Origin of the sequence: Chryseobacterium sp. PET-29, assembly GCF_025736815.1 — a bacterium.
Lineage (GTDB): Bacteria > Bacteroidota > Bacteroidia > Flavobacteriales > Weeksellaceae > Chryseobacterium > Chryseobacterium nepalense.
On sequence record NZ_CP107053.1, the window covers coordinates 3,853,194 to 3,870,244 of the forward strand.

At 36.4% G+C, this 17,051-nt stretch carries 16 protein-coding genes and 1 tRNA gene; 4 read left to right on the forward strand and 13 right to left on the reverse strand.

From position 1 onward, the window contains the following. Positions 1-78: 78 nt before the first annotated feature. The 4 genes from ODE14_RS17495 to folB form a co-directional block, all read right to left on the reverse strand. Positions 79-149, reverse strand: a tRNA-Cys gene (locus tag ODE14_RS17495). Positions 150-209: 60 nt separating this feature from the next. Next, positions 210-716, reverse strand: coding sequence for an RDD family protein (locus ODE14_RS17500; protein WP_263602327.1), 507 nt, complete (start codon positions 714-716; stop codon positions 210-212). Between the two features lie 13 nt (positions 717-729). Then, positions 730-2,094 (reverse strand): DUF4403 family protein, encoded by a 1,365-nt coding sequence (locus ODE14_RS17505; RefSeq protein WP_263602328.1) that lies wholly within the window; start codon positions 2,092-2,094, stop codon positions 730-732. A 35-nt stretch (positions 2,095-2,129) separates the two neighbouring features. Next, the gene (gene folB, locus ODE14_RS17510; RefSeq protein WP_248394806.1) at positions 2,130-2,498 is read right to left on the reverse strand and encodes a dihydroneopterin aldolase; all 369 of its coding nucleotides are present in this window, start codon (positions 2,496-2,498) and stop codon (positions 2,130-2,132) included. 223 nt (positions 2,499-2,721) lie between these two features. Between folB and ODE14_RS17515 the strand changes: the two genes are divergently transcribed. Continuing rightward, positions 2,722-2,913 (forward strand): bacteriocin-like protein, encoded by a 192-nt coding sequence (locus ODE14_RS17515; RefSeq protein WP_263602329.1) that lies wholly within the window; start codon positions 2,722-2,724, stop codon positions 2,911-2,913. Positions 2,914-2,975: 62 nt separating this feature from the next. Here the strand turns inward: ODE14_RS17515 and nadA are convergent, their stop codons facing one another. The 4 genes from nadA to ODE14_RS17535 all read right to left on the reverse strand — a co-directional run bounded on the left by nadA (position 2,976) and on the right by ODE14_RS17535 (position 5,804). After that, positions 2,976-3,995: a quinolinate synthase NadA gene (gene nadA / locus ODE14_RS17520; protein WP_248394803.1), complete on the reverse strand. Its 1,020-nt coding sequence runs from the start codon at positions 3,993-3,995 to the stop codon at positions 2,976-2,978. A 119-nt stretch (positions 3,996-4,114) separates the two neighbouring features. Then, on the reverse strand, positions 4,115-4,714 hold the full coding sequence (gene gmk, locus ODE14_RS17525) for a guanylate kinase (RefSeq protein WP_263602330.1): 600 nt from the start codon (positions 4,712-4,714) through the stop codon (positions 4,115-4,117). 64 nt (positions 4,715-4,778) lie between these two features. Further along, a complete protein-coding gene (locus ODE14_RS17530) occupies positions 4,779-5,636 on the reverse strand; it encodes a YicC/YloC family endoribonuclease (protein WP_248394801.1) in 858 nt (285 codons plus the stop codon). Between the two features lie 30 nt (positions 5,637-5,666). Beyond that, the gene (locus tag ODE14_RS17535) at positions 5,667-5,804 is read right to left on the reverse strand and encodes a hypothetical protein (protein ID WP_263602331.1); all 138 of its coding nucleotides are present in this window, start codon (positions 5,802-5,804) and stop codon (positions 5,667-5,669) included. A 17-nt stretch (positions 5,805-5,821) separates the two neighbouring features. On the opposite strand from ODE14_RS17535, the gene miaA reads away from it, so the two are divergent. Continuing rightward, positions 5,822-6,742 (forward strand): tRNA (adenosine(37)-N6)-dimethylallyltransferase MiaA, encoded by a 921-nt coding sequence (gene miaA, locus ODE14_RS17540; protein ID WP_263602332.1) that lies wholly within the window; start codon positions 5,822-5,824, stop codon positions 6,740-6,742. A 229-nt stretch (positions 6,743-6,971) separates the two neighbouring features. Here miaA and ODE14_RS17545 read toward each other — a convergent pair whose 3' ends face one another. The 4 genes from ODE14_RS17545 to ODE14_RS17560 all read right to left on the reverse strand — a co-directional run bounded on the left by ODE14_RS17545 (position 6,972) and on the right by ODE14_RS17560 (position 14,157). Then, on the reverse strand, positions 6,972-8,384 hold the full coding sequence (locus tag ODE14_RS17545; protein WP_263602333.1) for an efflux transporter outer membrane subunit: 1,413 nt from the start codon (positions 8,382-8,384) through the stop codon (positions 6,972-6,974). A gap of 280 nt (positions 8,385-8,664) precedes the next feature. After that, on the reverse strand, positions 8,665-11,847 hold the full coding sequence (locus ODE14_RS17550; protein ID WP_263602334.1) for an efflux RND transporter permease subunit: 3,183 nt from the start codon (positions 11,845-11,847) through the stop codon (positions 8,665-8,667). A 221-nt stretch (positions 11,848-12,068) separates the two neighbouring features. Beyond that, positions 12,069-13,229, reverse strand: a complete 1,161-nt coding sequence (locus ODE14_RS17555) for an efflux RND transporter periplasmic adaptor subunit (RefSeq protein WP_263602335.1) — start codon at positions 13,227-13,229, stop codon at positions 12,069-12,071. 331 nt (positions 13,230-13,560) lie between these two features. After that, positions 13,561-14,157: a TetR/AcrR family transcriptional regulator gene (locus ODE14_RS17560; protein WP_248394793.1), complete on the reverse strand. Its 597-nt coding sequence runs from the start codon at positions 14,155-14,157 to the stop codon at positions 13,561-13,563. A 303-nt stretch (positions 14,158-14,460) separates the two neighbouring features. Here ODE14_RS17560 and ODE14_RS17565 point away from each other — a divergent pair, with 303 nt between their 5' ends. Next, a complete protein-coding gene (locus ODE14_RS17565; RefSeq protein WP_263602336.1) occupies positions 14,461-15,015 on the forward strand; it encodes a thioredoxin family protein in 555 nt (184 codons plus the stop codon). A 90-nt stretch (positions 15,016-15,105) separates the two neighbouring features. Here ODE14_RS17565 and ODE14_RS17570 read toward each other — a convergent pair whose 3' ends face one another. Then, positions 15,106-15,729, reverse strand: a complete 624-nt coding sequence (locus ODE14_RS17570; RefSeq protein WP_263602337.1) for a response regulator transcription factor — start codon at positions 15,727-15,729, stop codon at positions 15,106-15,108. A 658-nt stretch (positions 15,730-16,387) separates the two neighbouring features. On the opposite strand from ODE14_RS17570, the gene ODE14_RS17575 reads away from it, so the two are divergent. After that, on the forward strand, positions 16,388-17,014 hold the full coding sequence (locus tag ODE14_RS17575) for a hypothetical protein (RefSeq protein ID WP_263602338.1): 627 nt from the start codon (positions 16,388-16,390) through the stop codon (positions 17,012-17,014). The last annotated feature ends 37 nt before the right edge of the window (positions 17,015-17,051 follow it).

Below are 17,051 nucleotides of genomic sequence, written 5' to 3' on the forward strand. Positions count from 1 at the left end.
TGAAATTTTTTATCAATTGGTTTTGAAATAGCGAAAAGTATAAGAAGCAAAAAACCTCTCTGTAATTAGAGAGGTTTGAGGTACCTAGCGGATTCGAACCGCTGTAGATGGTGTTGCAGACCACTGCCTAGCCGCTCGGCCAAAGTACCATGTCTTTACCATTTTTAGGTGTGCAAATATAACAAAATATCTGATTCAACAAAAATTTTTCAGGCGATTTCTTTCACTCCGATGTTTTCAATTTCTCTTTTCATCTGGGTTTCAGCCGTATATTTTTTTATATCAATCACACGGGTATCGCTCCAGCTGTCGTGCCAGCCGTTTTCGCCCAGAAAAGATAAGGCATCAAAAGGGACTATTCTTGAAAATGTGCGACCCAATATTTGCATAAATGTCGGTTTTTCTCCATCGATGCTAATAACTTTTGTTCCGGTAATATATTTTGCAGGCGTTCTTCCCAGGTAATATTCCATCAGACAATAATAAGCAAATATGTAAGTAAGATAAATGAGTATAAAGACAACGTCCATACTTGTATTTTCTTCTTCAAAACTTTCATCTATATTCTCATTAAAAAGAGTGGCATTTAATATTCCAAAGATAAAAATTGCCCCATAAAAAATGACCTGTATAAAGATCCTGTCCAGTATATACTCTGCAAATCTTTGCCATTTTGTAGCTCTGTTATTGTCTACTACGCGTAAATATTTTCTCATGTTAGTTATTAGTTTAAATTCCGTTTACTATAAGTTTTAAAGTTGCTTTCGTATCAATTACGGCGGTAATTCCAAAAGGATTCATCAGAATGTTTCCGGGTTTTAAAGTAAACACCTTTCCGGACATTTTGAGTCCTTTATAATATTCTTTGTTAAAGGCTTCTTCAATACTTTTCCTAGAAGTGTTTTCAAGATCCTGAGTCGGAATACCATATTCTTCCTCAATCATTTTTACGATTCTTCCCCGGAAGAGCAGAGTGGCCGTTTTCTGTAATATATTGGATGTTTTGAGCCTGAATTTGGTTTCAGAAAGCACAATCTTCTTTTTGCTCTCATCATATACCGGAACTCCCGAAATATAGGCTGTTCCGTTAACGTATCCTTCTGTTTCCGCCTCTACCATCACGCGGTTGTCTTCACCATATACTTTTATATCCTTAATCTTTACCGAAGAACCTCTTACATCATATTCTTTATTCAGGAACATATTCCGTGCAATGGCCGTTGCTTCCGTAAAAGGAACATTTGCTGTGGTCTGAAGCAGAAACTGGTCTTCCAGCGAAGCAACAAAGCCAAAATCCGGAGCTGATTTTACAAGCTCTGAAGATTCGGGTTTACGGCCGGTATAAGTTTCCGAATATATATCTATTCCCAGGCTTGTATTGATTTGATTGGCGTAAAACTGCAATGGTGTAATATGAACATTAATCGGTGTAATTTTCAGCCAGGTATTGTATTCTTCCGAAACCTGAAAGGGATTTGCAAAAACATTGAAGGCCATAACGGCATAATTCTGAAAGTTCAGCTGTCCGGCCATTTGCTGGTCAATCGTTGTGCAGAATTTCTTTTGTTGTTCCATAAGGCTTTTTTCTACCAGTGACGTGATAGGAATTTTGATTTTTCCAAAATCCAGTACCGGTTTTGTCACCCATCTGAATCCGTTAGGGCGGGTTTGTGTAAGAATTGTCCAGTTATTTTTTAAACTGATGGAAGTATTGAAAGACATCACCGTTTCAAAAGTTGTGCTTTGGTAAGTGTACAATCCGAGGGTTCCAATTCCTTTTTCTGCCCATATTTTTAAGGGGACCTCAATCAGAATGTTTTGGTTGGTACCCCCAACAAGACGTATCGGGCGTGTTTTCCATACTTTCACTTTAAACTGGTCGTTATTGTTGTCAGTATAAGAATCATCCTGGTAAATGAGATCTTTTACAGAAGCATTGATAATGTTGCTGATCTGAGATAGGGGAATGGTTACCGGCATGGTAATGCTGGATTTTAGCTTCGGGAAATTGTAAACAGGCACCTGATTATCTGAACCAGTCTGACCGCAAACGGTAATAAAAGCTAAAAGAAATAATATTTTTATGAATTTCAATTCTTTGTATAATTTTAAACGAAAATAATAATTTTTTAATTATCGGGTTTAAAACTTTTTTCCAGTTCGATGCTTGCCCCCTTCATTTCACCTTTCATCGGCGGTGCGGTTTTGGTGATTTTCAGTCGGATATAGGAAATTTCCGGGAATTTTCCATGAATCTTTGAAATAATTCTTCCGGCTACATGCTCCAGCAATTTAGATTTGATTTTCATTTCGTTATGAATAATTTCATTAACATCTGCATAACTGATCGTATCTTCTAGATTGTCTGATTCTGCCGCTTTCCACAGATCTGTGTGGATTTCTGTATTCAGAATATAATAAGTTCCGATGATGTTTTCTTCCGGTAAAACACCGTGGTAGGCATAAATTTTTACATCTTCAAGATATATTTTGCTCATCTTTTTTTAAGCAAAAATCGTTTTAATTCTTCAGAATTCCAGTGTATTTCCATATTTTTTTTGTCTTATTTAATTATTTTAAAACACAAATTCCAGTGCAGCATCACTTTCGGTTTATTACTATTCGGATTTAATAACAAATGTTTGTGTTAATTATTTTCAAATATGTTATCATTTCTCAAAAATAATATTAAATTTATAAAATAAACTAAATCAATTTATTATGAAAAATTTTAAAAAATTAAGCAGACGAAATTTAGAACAGATTAATGGAGGAGCGGGTCCTAAAAGCTGTAATGAATGCCCTCAAGATTCCAATTTTACTTGTGATGAATACTGGGCACTTTCGGAGTTTTGCAGAAACTGTGTTCTTATCAATTCTGAATGTTATGTTCCTGGTCCGAATGATCTTTAAATAGTGAAATTCGATGAGAATAAAAATGCCCCAATAAGTCTTACTTGTTGGGGCTCTTTGTTTTATTTTATACTTTTAGAAAGATCAAGCATCGCTTCAATAGGCTTTAATGCTTTCAATCTTAATTCTTCGTCAATAATGATTTCCGGAAGCTCATATTTCATGCACAGATAGAGTTTTTCCATGGTATTTCTTTTCATGTAAAAACATTCCGAACAATTGCAGGTTTCATCGAAAACCAGTGCCGGAATAAGTTCTTTGTGAGGTGCACGTTTTTTCATTTCATGAAGGATGCCTTCTTCCGTAGCAATAATAAATTTCTGGCAGTCGTCCTGTTCTACATAATTAAGCAGGGCGGAAGTGGAACCGATAAAATGAGCCAGTTTTAAAACCGCTTCTTCACTTTCCGGGTGGGCAATAAGCTTGGCATCGGGATTTTCCGCCAGCTGTTTCGCAATTCTTTCCATGGAGAAAGCTTCGTGAACGATACAGCTTCCATCCCATAGAATCATATCACGGCCGGTTTTCTGAGATAAGTATCTTCCCAGATTTTTATCCGGAGCGAAAATAATCGGACGGTCTTTCGGTAGCGCTTCAATTACCGTTTCCGCGTTTGAGCTTGTCACGATAATATCACTTTCAGCCTTTGTTTCCGCATTACAGTTGATATAAGTTGCTACCAACGCATTTGGATGCTGCTCACGCATTTTTCGCAGTCCTTCTCCGGAACATCCGTCTGCTAAAGAACATCCCGCCATCGTGTCCGGAAGAACAACTTTTTTTGTAGGATTAAGAATTTTTGCAGCTTCGGCCATAAAATGTACTCCGCAGAAAACAATCATATCTGCATTGGTGTCTTTTGCCTGTCTTGCCAATTGAAGTGAATCGCCAAGAAAATCAGCAATATCCTGAATTTCTCCGGGCTGGTAATAATGTGCTAAAATCACTGCATTTTTCTCTTCTTTTAACGCAAGAATGGCTTTTACAAGCTCTTCTCCCTGAGGAATGGCAATATCTTTTATATCCAAAAATCCTCTTACGGGAATTGCAGATTTAGCTTTTTCTAATGTTTCGGTACTCATATTTACCTCAATGTTTTAGAATTAGAAATTAGAAGTAAGAAATTAGAAATCAGAATTTGAAAATGTTTGAAGTGTATGAGCCATCAAACTTCCGTCATCCAACTTCAGGCTTCCATCCTTTAACTTCCAATAAAATTTTTTATTAAACTTTCTATTTCTCTTTTTGCTTCGTCAAGATCATTATTGATCACGATTTTATCAAACTCTTTTGCATAAGACATTTCTTCTTCAGCTTTTGCCACGCGGGTTCTGATGGTGTCCGCATCGTCCGTGTTTCTTGAAATCAACCTTCGTTCCAGTTCATCAATGGAAGGCGGTTCGATAAAAATCGACAATGCCTGCTCTCCAAAATATTTTTTAAGGGAAATCCCGCCTTTTACATCAACGTCAAAAATCACCACTTTCCCATGATTCCATATTTTTTCAACTTCGGATTTTAAGGTTCCGTAGTATTTGTCGGTATACACTTCTTCAAATTCTACAAATGCATCTTCCGCAATTTTTTGCCTGAATTCATCAGGCGTTAAAAAATGATAATCCACCGCATGAACTTCGCTTCCTCTCGGCTGCCTTGTTGTGCAGGAAATGGAAAACTGCAGTTCTTTAAATATTTCCAGTGAATGTTTTACCAGTGTCGTTTTTCCGCTTCCCGAGGGCGCTGAAAATATGATAACTTTATTGTTCAAAGTTTTTAGTTTAAAGTTTAAAGTTTCGTTCATAATTCAAAGCATATGTTTTATATCAAAGCTTACAACCTTGAATTTTAAACATTAAACCCTGAATTTAAAGTACATTTAACGTTTGTTCTTTGATTTTTTCCAGATCATCCTTCATCATCACTACCAGTTTCTGAATTTCAGAATGATTGGCTTTTGAACCTAATGTATTGATCTCACGGCCGATTTCCTGAGAAATGAATCCCAGTTTTTTACCGTTAAAATCTTCATTGTCCATTACTTCTTTATAGTATTTAAGATGTTGGGAAAGCCGTACTTTCTCTTCGGAAATATCAAGTTTTTCCGTGAAATAAGCCATTTCCTGGTAGAATCTGGTTTCATCTATATTTTCGAATTCTTTTAAAGATTTCTGATAACGCTCTTTCACAGCAGAGATTCGCTCTTCTTCAAAAGGAATAACTTCGGAAAGGCTCTTTTCAATATTCTGTATGTTTCTTTCCAGCTCTTCATGCAGGATTTTACCTTCCGTTTTTCTGAATTCTCCAAACCGGTCAACCGCAGCATGTACAATTTTAGCCAATGCTTCCCATTCTCCTTCCGAAAGTTCATCGGGCCTTGAAGTGATGGCATCCGGTAATCGTACTGCCATTTTCAGATATTCGAAATCGGGGCCGTCTGAAGCGATGTTGCGAAGTTCGCTGATGTAAGAATCAATTAAATTTTTATTAATTTTCACATCCGTAGATTCTTCAAGATTCTCAAGGTTAATGTAGCAATCCACTTTTCCACGGATAATCCTGTCGTTGAGAATTTTTCTGATCTCAAATTCTTTCTCTTTATAGCGTAAAGGGATTTTAATATTCAAATCAAAGCTTTTGCTGTTCAGTGACTTAATATCTATGGTAATCTTTTTGCCTTCAAAAACACCTTCGGCTCTACCGAAGCCGGTCATTGATAAAATCATAGTTTTTTATTGTTGTACAAAGATAAACATTTAAGTGTATAGTTTAGCTAAAGTAGTAAGGATGGAAGTTGGATGCAGGAAGCGGGAAGATTGTCTTGGATATAAATGACCTCCAATTTTAACTTCCATCTTCAGGCCTCCATCTTCCAGCCAATTAAGTAAACTCATTTTCGTAAATTAGCTTCGTGAAAAATAAAACTTTAATTTCTGTTGTAGGCCCCACCGGAATTGGGAAAACGAGACTCGCAATTGATCTGGCAAAACATTTCAACACGGAAATTATTTCCTGTGATTCCCGACAGTTTTTTAAGGAAATGAAGATTGGCACTGCTTCACCGTCAGAAGAAGAACTGGCGGAAGCACCTCATCATTTTATCGGTAATCTTTCGGTGGAAGAATATTATTCGATCGGGCAATATGAGGAAGATGCTTTAAAAAAACTCAATGAACTTTTTGAAAAATACGATACGGTCATTTTGGTGGGCGGAAGTATGATGTACGAAAAAGCCGTAATTGAAGGTCTAAATGATTTGCCGGAAGCTGATGACAACAATCAGAAAAAATTACAGGAAATCCTGGAAAATGAGGGAATTGAAAAACTTCAGGAAATGTTGAAAGAACTCGATCCTGAATATTTTTCCGTGGTAGATATTCACAATCACAGAAGGCTTTTGCGCGCTATTGACGTGATTTGGCAGACCGGAAAAAAATATTCTGAACAAATTGCTGTTTCACAGGATTCCAGAGATTTTAATACGATTCGAATCGGAATTGAAGCGCCAAGAGAAGAATTGTACGATAGAATCAACAGGAGAGTGGATATTATGATGGAGAAAGGGTTATTGGAAGAAGCAAAAAGTTTAGAAAAATTTAAATATCTGACGGCTTTAAATACGGTTGGTTACGCTGAATTATTCAAATATTTTGATGGCGAATGGGATCTGGATTTTGCCATTTCTGAAATCAAGAAAAACAGTCGAAGATACGCAAAACGCCAGTTAACCTGGTATCGGAAAGCGGATGATATTCATTATTTGCCGTTGGGATATTTTCAGGAAGATTTTGATGGGTTGATTGGATATATTAGTCAACAGACTTTGAAGTAATTTTTTACTTCCCACAGATTTCGCAGATCTGCAAAGATTTTTGGAAATGTTTTAATGTAAAGAGTTGCTGATTGTCATTCTGACGAAGGAAGAATCTCCATAAATATTTTATAGATTCTTCACTTCACGTTGTTCCGTTCAGAATGACAGCGTGAGTGTTTTTTTAATTTAAAAACAAAAAATGCAGCCCCGAAAGACCGCATTCCATTAACAATATAATTTAAATTTACTACTTCCAACCGCCACCTAACGCACGGTACAAATCTACAATGCTGCTTAATCTCTGTCTTTTTACGGACGCTAAATTAAGTTCTGCCTGCAGAGAATTTCCCTGAGCGGTTATCACTTCTAAATAGTTTGCCATGCCGCCTTTGTAGAGCATTTCGGCACTTTTAATTCCGTTTTTTAACGTTGCCGCCTGTTCGGCTGCCTTTTGTTCCTGAACCTTCAGGCTTTCATTAGAAACCAAAGCATCTGAAACTTCACCTACCGCATTCAAAACAGATTGACGGAAAGCCAATACATTTTTCTCTCGCTGAATTTTAGCAACATTTAAATCCGTTTTCAATTGTCTTTTCTGGAAAATAGGCTGAGTCAATCCTCCTAAAACAGATCCGAACAATGAAGCCGGAATCTGGAACCAGTTGTCAATTTTAAATGAATTTACGCCTCCGTTGGCGGTGATTTTCAATGAAGGATACATATTGGCCTGCGCAATTCCGACTATTGAGTTGGATTCTAACAACACCAATTCCTGCTGACGGACATCCGGACGACGGCTCACCATTGCTGCCGGAAGTCCTGCGGAAATTTCCTGTGGTAAAGAGGTTTCGGACATCTCAATCGTTCTGCTGATTGTTCCGGGATTTTCGCCCACCAGAATACTTAATGCATTTTCCTGAATAGCAATATTTTGCTCCAATTGCGTGATCAATAGTTCCGTCGATTGCTTTTGTGCAGTGGCCTGCTGAACTCCCAAAGAAGTCGTGTCACCGCTTTGCCATAACTTTTCTGTGAGAGCAAGGGTATTATTGCTTAATTCTAAGTTCGATTTTGCAATCTGCATTTGTTTATCAAGCATTAATAAATTATAATATCCCTGAGCTATCGCTGCAACAACTTGTGTCTGAATGGCTTTTGTTGCTTCATATGTCTGCAGGTACTGCATTCTTGAAACTTCCTGCTGATTTTTAATTTTCCCCCAAATATCCGCTTCCCAGGATAAATTGAACGCTGCATTGTAATCTTCAACATAGCTTTTCCCTAAAAATAAGTTTAAGCTTTGCCCATTCATGCTGTTTTTTGAAGGCTTTGAAATCTGTGCAGAAACGCCGAAACCAACGTCAGGATATTGAAGATATTTCGCCTGCTTTAATTTTTCCTGTGAAGAAGCAACCTGCTTCAGAGCGATTTGTAAATCGTAGTTGTTTTTAATTCCTTTTTCAATCAATGTTTGTAACATCGGATCGCTGAAAAACTGTCTCCATTCCAGGTTGGCAACGCTTGCGGTATCTGCTGTTGCGGTATATTTGAATGTTTCGGGCAGCTCGAGCTCAGGCTCCTTGTATGCCAGTTTGGACACACAGGAGACCGAAGCTAAAGCCAGTCCAAAAGTGATGATGATATTTTTTATTCTTTTCATAGTTTTTTAAACTTTTAATTGAATGCAAAACTTTGAGAAATTGTTTCAGAAATTGTTTTGTTATAAATTTTTTCAACGCAAAGAAATATTTAATGTGGAAAATATTTGAGTGAGCAAAGTTTAATCAATTTATATTTGATTTGGATAAGCGTACTTTAATCTTTAGCTTCATCAGCGACTGTCGCTCCCTTTACTCTTTAAAATATTTGGTGTTAATAATTAAATCTTTGCGTTTAAAATCTTAGTCTAAATTTTTCTCAAAGCTTTGTTAAGCATATTATTAATGAGTTGTAGCTAAAAGTTCAGCTTCCAGTTTTTGTCTTTGAAGTCTTTTCTTTTTTCTGCTTGGCATTTTTTCATGCAAATACTGGAAGATCACAAACATCACCGGAATAATGAAAATCCCGAATACAACGCCTGTCAACATTCCGCCAACGGTACTGAAGCCGATTGAATGATTCCCTTTTGCAGAAGCTCCCTGCGTAAATACAAGCGGCAACATTCCGACAATGAATGCAAATGAGGTCATTAAGATCGGTCTTAAACGCAATCTTGACGCTTGTAATGCGGATTCCAGTAAGGATCTTCCTGCATTTCTTCGTTGTACAGCGAACTCTACAATCAGGATTGCATTTTTCGCTAATAATCCGACGAGCATGATCAAACCAACCTGAACGTAAATGTTATTATCAATTCCAGCCAATCCTGTGAAAGCAAATACCCCAAAAATCCCTGTTGGAATCGTTAAAATAACTGCGAAAGGAAGAATATAACTTTCATACTGAGCAGCCAACAGGAAGTATACAAATAAAATACTTAACATAAAGATAAACGCTGTCTGTCCGCTTGTTTTAATTTCCTCACGGGTAATCCCTGTCCATTCGTATCCAAATCCTCTCGGAAGAGATTTTTCTGCCACTTCTTCCACTGCTTTGATGGCGTCTCCGGTACTGTAACCTGGTTTTGGCGTTCCGTTGATGGTCACTGCGTTGAATAAGTTGTTTCTTGTCACCGTTTCAGGCCCGAACGCTCTTTTTAAAGTCACCAATGTTTTCACGGGAACCATTTCGCCTGATTTATTTTTAACATAAATTCCTTCCAAAGAATTGGCATCCGTTCTGTATGGAATATCCGCCTGAGCCATTACTCTGTAGTATTTTCCAAATCTGTTGAAATCTGAAACGAAGCTACTTCCGTAATAAATCTGCATCGTTTGCATTAATTCTGTGATGGAAACTCCAAGCTGATTGGCTTTATCACTATCAACCTCGATCGTGAATTGTGGATTTCCGGCTGCATAGGTTGTGAAAGCAAAAGCAATTTCCGGACGTTTCATCAACTCTCCGATGAAAGCTTGTGTTGTTGTCCCTAAATTTTCCAAAGAACCGTTGGTTTTATCCTGAAGCATAAATTCAAAACCGGAAACGTTACCAAATCCCTGAACGGTAGGGAAATTGAAGAAGAATGCATTGGCATCTTTTACCTGCGAAACTTTCCCTGTCAATGCTGCTGCAATTTGATCAGGATCAGTTATTTCGCCACGCTGGTCGTGATCTTTTAATTTAATGAAACCTGCAGAATACGGAGAAGCATTGGCATTACTGATGAAATTCAGACCGTCTGCCACCCAAAGGTGATTTTTAGCTTTTTCACCGTTGATGATTTGATCGATTTGTTCGGTTGCTCTGTGGGTTCTGTCCAATGAACTTCCCGGAGGTGTATTCACCGCATATAAAATAAATCCCTGGTCTTCTGTAGGAATAAATCCTGACGGTGCTTTTTTAATTAAGAAAATACTTGCGGCAGTAATTAATACCAATCCTCCTACGGCAACCCATTTATTTTTAATTAAAAATTTAAGGCTGTAAATGTATTTTTTAGTTAAATTATTAAAGCTAACATTAAATGCATTAAAGAATCTTGCACCAAAGCCTGTTTTTTTACCGTGCTCTCCGTGCTCACCCTGAGGATCATTTAGGAACATCGCACATAAAGCAGGACTTAATGTCAATGCATTCACCGCAGAAATCATAATGGCAATAGCTAATGTAAAGGCAAACTGTCTGTAGAAAACTCCCGCAGGGCCCTGCATGAAACCAACCGGAATAAATACCGCACACATTACCAATGTAATGGAAATAATAGCTCCGGAAATTTCACTCATTGAGCTCATTGTTGCGTGCTCAACTGGCATTCCTGTATGTTCCATTTTAGAGTGAACAGCCTCTACCACAACGATAGCATCATCCACCACAATACCGATGGCGAGTACCAATGCGAACAGGGTCAACATATTGATACTGAATCCAAATAACTGAAGAAAGAAGAAAGTACCAATAATCGCTACCGGAACGGCAATCGCAGGAATTAAAGTAGATCTGAAATCCTGAAGGAAAATATACACGACGATAAATACCAAGATAAATGCAATGACCAACGTCTCAACAACCTGATGAATAGACGCATCCAAAAAGTCTTTTGAGTTGTACATGATGATCGGCTCAACACCTTTCGGAAGGGTGGTTTTAAACTGATCTACCTGCTTTTCAATTTCAGTTAAGATTTCGTTGGCATTAGATCCAGCCGTCTGCATAATCGCAAAACCTGAAACCGGTTTTCCGTCAACTCTGTTGGCTGCTGTATACGTATAGGAACCAAATTCTACTCTTGCCACGTCTTTCAGTCTCAGGAAAGATCCGTCGCTGTTGGCTTTGATGGCGATGTTTTCGTAGTCTTCATTTTTGTTTAATTTACCTTTATACTTTAAAATATATTCGTACGTTTCCTTACTTCCCTGTCCAAGACGTCCGGGAGCTGCTTCAAGGTTATGATCCTTCACAGCGTTCAAAACTTCCTGTGGAGAAAGATTGTTGGCTGCTAATCTGTCCGGCTTCAGCCAGAGTCTCATGGAATAATCCCTTGTTCCGAAAACCTGCGCCTGGGCAACACCCGGAATACGCTGGATTTGTGGAATAATATTGATTTTCAAATAGTTTTGTAAGAAAAGTTCGTCGTATTGTTTAGGATCATTACTGGTTAGTCCCATAAACATGATCATACTGTTCTGAACTTTCTGTGTGGAAATTCCCGCCTGTACAACCTCTTGCGGAAGTTGACTCATGGCTTTCGATACACGGTTTTGAACGTTTACCGCTGCATTATCGGGATCAGATCCTTGTTTGAAAAATACGCTCAGCGTCATGGTACCGTCGTTACTGGAGTTGGAAGTCATGTAGGTCATGTTTTCCACACCGTTTACCGCTTCTTCGATAGGAGTTGCTACCGAACGGGCTACAACTTCCGCATTCGCACCCGGATAAAACGCGGTCACCTGAACACTCGGCGGTGCAATATCCGGAAAGAGGGCGATGGGTAAATTAAAGAGCGACAAAGCACCCAATAATAATAGTATGATGGAAATAACCGTTGAAAGTACCGGTCTTTCTATAAATTGTTTTAACATAAGAAGTTTATTTTTTAATGTTGTTTAAACTTTTTTTACCACAAGGGACACAAAGCTTTTAAACACATTAGTCACATTAAGTTTAGTTATTGCTTTAAAAAAGAACACATTAGTTTTAAAAATCTTCGATTTTCGTTTTTGTGAACTTTAAGTGTTAGTAATTGTAACTTTAAAACAGAGAAGAAGCTTTTGTGACTTTTGTGGTTAATAAATTTAAACAGTTATAAAGGTCTTGCTTTAAGCAAACTATCAGAAGAAATAGTTTTTGGCTGAATGGCAACTCCATCTTTCAATACACCGATTCCTGTAAATACGATTTTATCTCCTTTCGATAATCCTTCAGAAATAAAATAGTAGCTGTCTGTTTTTCCGGATATGGTTACCGGTTTTCCCGTAACCTTTTTATCCTTCCCAACTACATAGACGTACGTTTTATCCTGAATTTCGTAAGTGGATTCCTGTGGAATCACCAATGTTTTATCGAATAGCTGTGGCATACGAACTCTGCCTGTATTTCCGGTTCTCAAAACTCCGTTTGGATTCGGGAATACGGCACGAACGCTAATGGCTCCGGTAGTTTTATCGAATTGTCCGTCAACAATGCTCATTCTGCCTTTTTCAGTATAGATGCTGTTATCGGCGATTACCAAATCTACCAGTGGCATGTTTTTCAGTTTTTCATTTAGAGTTGCTCCCGGATATTTATTCTGAAAAGCAATGAAATCCAGTTCGCTTAAAGAAAAGTATGCATAGATTTCGCTGATATCAGACAGTAACGTCAATGGATTGGGATCTGTTCTTGAGATCAGGCTTCCTTTTTTATAAGGAATTCTCCCGATATATCCGCTTACCGGTGCGGTAATGGTTGTAAATCCTACATTGATTTTTGCGCTTCCAACAGAAGCTCTTGCCTGTGAAGCGGCTGCCACTGCGGCGGCATAATTTGCTTTTGCGGTTCTCAGCTGTACCTCGGAAACCACTTTCGCGGCAACAAGAGGTTCAAGGCGGTCGACTTCTACTTTCGCTTTCTGAATGTTGGCATTGGCAACCTGTAAGTTGGCTGTTGCCATATTCATCTGTTCGCCGTAGCTTCTTGAATCTATTTTGAACAGAGGCTGTCCGGCTCTTACATAAGCACCTTCTTCCACATAGATTCTATCTAAATATCCGTCAACCTGAGATCTTATTTCCACATTGTTTTTTCCTTCCAATGCGGTAGGGAATTCCTGGTAAACAGTTGCTGGTGAAGTGATAACGGTATAAACCGGAAGCTGTGGAGGTGGCGGAGCTGCGTTTGATCCTTCTGCTGCTTTGGTACAACTTTGTAAAAGGATAATGCTTGCAATGAGTACAATAATCCTCGTTTTTCCAAATATTTTCATTTTGAGTTTAAATTTTTAATGAAGTGTTAAATAAAATAATAAAGTTTTTAATTTAATATCTGTTATATTTCCTAACGGTGTTAATGAAGTATTAAAAAAAATATACAGAAATTTAATATTGGCTTTAAGCAGTTGTTTTCATAATGTTTTTAAAAAGATTGATTTAGATTTAACGTGTTACTTTTGCTAACGGTGTTAATTTAAGTGTAAAAAAATCTACAGATAATTCTAATTTTACATGATAGTTTATTTTAAATGTTTCTTAATGAAAAAGTTTATATTAATTCGGTGTTAATATTCCTAACGGTGTTAATTATAAATTCAAAAAAATTTATAATGACTTAATGAAAGCAGAAACAGTTTCATCCAAAGTCGTTTTATTCATCGTTGAAGGAATATCATCATTGCGCATCATCATGATGGAAATCAATCCATGAACTGCTGAGAATAATGCGTGAGACATATGGCAGGCATTATCAGTATTGGATCCGTTTTTCTTGATGATTGCATAAGTACATTCGTAAAGCATATCCTGAAACGACGAAAATTCTTCTTTCATCATCCCCTTTCCGCTACACTGCATTCCCAATCCAAACATCAGCTGGTAGTATTCTTTGTTTTTGAATGCAAACTTCCAGTAAGCATCTACAATAGCTTTCAACTGATCTTCAGGATTGTCGTGTTCTCTCTGAGCTTTCAACAGTTCAATGTGTAAACAATGAAAACCATTCAATGAAATTTCATATAAAATAGCTTCTTTATTTTCAAAGTGATCATAAACTACCGGCGCACTGTACTCAATAGCATCGGCAATTTTTCTCATGGAAAGTGAAGCCCAGCCTTCGGTTTTAGCCAAAGAAAAAGCCGCATCCAGAATACTGGCACGTATATTTTCTTTTTCTCTTTGGCGGCGTTCATGTAAGCCCATGATTTTTATATTACTAACAGTGTTAGCAAAACTACAAACTTTTTAACATAACTTCCAAACAAATTTTTAGGTTTAACTTTTGAAAGAAGGTTTTTGAAGGACTTTAAAATTTGACTGGATGCTGGAAGAATGGGAGGCTATAAGTGATATCAGATTGTTAATCTTTTAATTATTGTAAAAATTAATATACTTTATAGCCCAATTCAATCGACTGTAATTTTAAAATTTCCAACTTTCCACATCCATCTTCCTTACTAGAATAATCAAGAAAATCTTTTATCTTTGTGAGCAAATAAAAAAGTTATGAATACTCCCTCAAATATGATTGATTTAGGTACAAAAGCACCTTTTTTTGAACTTCCTAATCCTTCAAAAAGCAATGAAATGCAGTCATTAGATGATCTGAAAGGAGAAAAAGGCACTTTAGTGATCTTTATGTGCAATCATTGTCCGTTTGTACTTCATGTTATTGACAAATTAAATGAACTGTACGAAGATTATAATGAAAGAGGAATTGAATTTATAGCCATCAACTCCAATGATGTCGAAAAATATCCTGCAGATTCTCCTGAAAAAATGATTGAATTCCAGATTGAAAGAAAATTTGATTTTCCTTATCTGTATGACAAAAGCCAGGCGATTGCAAAGGCCTATGATGCCGCATGTACTCCGGATTTCTTTTTCTTCGATGAAAAGCTGGATCTTATTTACAGAGGGCAGATGGATGATTCCAGACCGGGTAATAATAAAGATGTAACGGGTGAAGATCTGATTATTGCCTTTGAAAATCTTTTGGCGGGAGAGCCTCAGGAAGAGATTCAGAGACCAAGCATGGGCTGCAATATCAAATGGAAATAATTAAATTATAACCTGATTTTAGATGATTTTTCAGTAAAACAATTACTTAAGACCATTTAAAATTAGGTTGTAATCATTTTCAGCATTTCATTACAATGAGTATTTTCTGTTTATTTCTAAAATATCAATAAGATTGTTGGTTCCCAGTTTTTGAAAAATCCTTCTTTTATAGGTACTTATTGTGGCAACATGAATCTTCAGCTCATTGGCAATTTCCAGATTACCATATCCTTTAATTAATAAATTATACACCGTTTTCTCTCTCTCAGAAAGATTTTCCAGTGGATTGCTTTTGCTGGAAACTGAGTGATGAATCAGTGCATCCATAATTTCTTTTGAATAATATTTACCTGTATTTAAAACTTCTAAAACTGCCCGTGCAATTTCGTCTTCGTGAGAAAGTTTGTTCAGATAGCCATCTGCACCTTCCAGAATAAAGGGGACCACCTCAGCAGTATTGTGTGTTGAAAAAATAAGAATTTTTATATTTGGAAACTTGCATTTAATTTCGGCAATTATCTTTTTTTGGTTTCCTTGTAAACCAGGATCCAGAATGAGAAGCGCATAATCATTTTTATCAGCTAACTTTTCGAAAACCTCATCATAATTTAGAGCATATTCAAGGTCGATATTTTTTAAATATTTTTTAAGGATCATTTTAATGCCTGTCATCACGACGAAATAATCATCGGCAATAAGTATTTTTTTATTCATATCATTTGTATTTATAAGGCTGATGTGTTTTTTATAAGCTTTTTTATTTGTGTTCTGTTTAGGAAGTTAATATATCTATACCATCCTGTGCATTAATTGTTTTGGTTTAAATATAAAAAATATTATTTATTTAATCATAATAGATCTCTATTTAAAGCAGTACTCATAACAATATCATTTCCGATGCTATTTTTTAATACCATATTTAAAGGGCTAATGGTGATGTATGTTTTGTAATTTAAATATTACAAATATATCATTATTTTATTACGCTAAAATGAATTGTTAATCAATATGTTGAACGTAAATTTGTAGAAGTAAAACAAACGTGATTATTAGAGTTATTTTCTACAAATGAAATTCTTGGATTGCTATCCGAATTCATAAGTCTAAAAAATAAAATTAGAGAAAATTGATCTAAGTTGTTTTGTAATTAATAAAGAAGGACATAAAGATTATAAATTTTTTTAAAAAAGGGATTTGCCGGTTTGAAAAATGTTATAACTGTGCAAAATATGCCAATATTAGAGATATTATAAATAAGTCTAACAAATGTGATAAAAATGTTTTTCCGATGGAAAAGCATAAAAGATAAAACACAAACGCTGAATTTTATAAGTTATGGATAAACCATAGCCGAAGCAATTCATAAAGCAATATGATGAAAATAAAACTATTTGTTCCCAAAGCAGTAGCTTTCCGACATTACGGAAAGCTGCTTTTGGCATGTTATATTTTTGTCGTTTGTTTTTTTAAATCACAATCTTTTTCTGAAAGCAATGCTGTACACATTTCAGGTGGAGCTTCAGTATTTTATTTGGAAGCTAAAGTCGAAACAGCTTCAGAATACAATGCACAGCTAGAGATAAGTAATAATGATTCATCAAATCAGCCGCTTAACAGGCTAGAAAACTCTTTTAAAAATAGCAAAAAGGGGAAGTTGAAATTGAAAGTCTCTTTTGGAAAAAGAAAAAAAAGACTCAATCAAGACCTTAGGGATAAAAAGAGCAATTTGTATGCGTATCCGCGTATGTCCGGGTCAAAAAGCAAATATGCTGAAGGTACTTTGGGAAATTATTTCTGGATGGGTACCTTAAATGACAGCCAATGGTTCAGGTTTATACTGGCATTGTGTGTTATTTGTTTTTGTGCTGCTCTTCTGTTTGTTGCGAAGGTATTGTTTTCTTTTTTTTACAGTAGTTTCTCTTTAAACAAAATTTCCATATTATTTTGTAGCCGTCCTCCGCCTTTTATAGTTATTAAAAATGAACACAAATTCTTGTGACATTTTGGGGATCTTAATATCCGCAGATTTATAATTC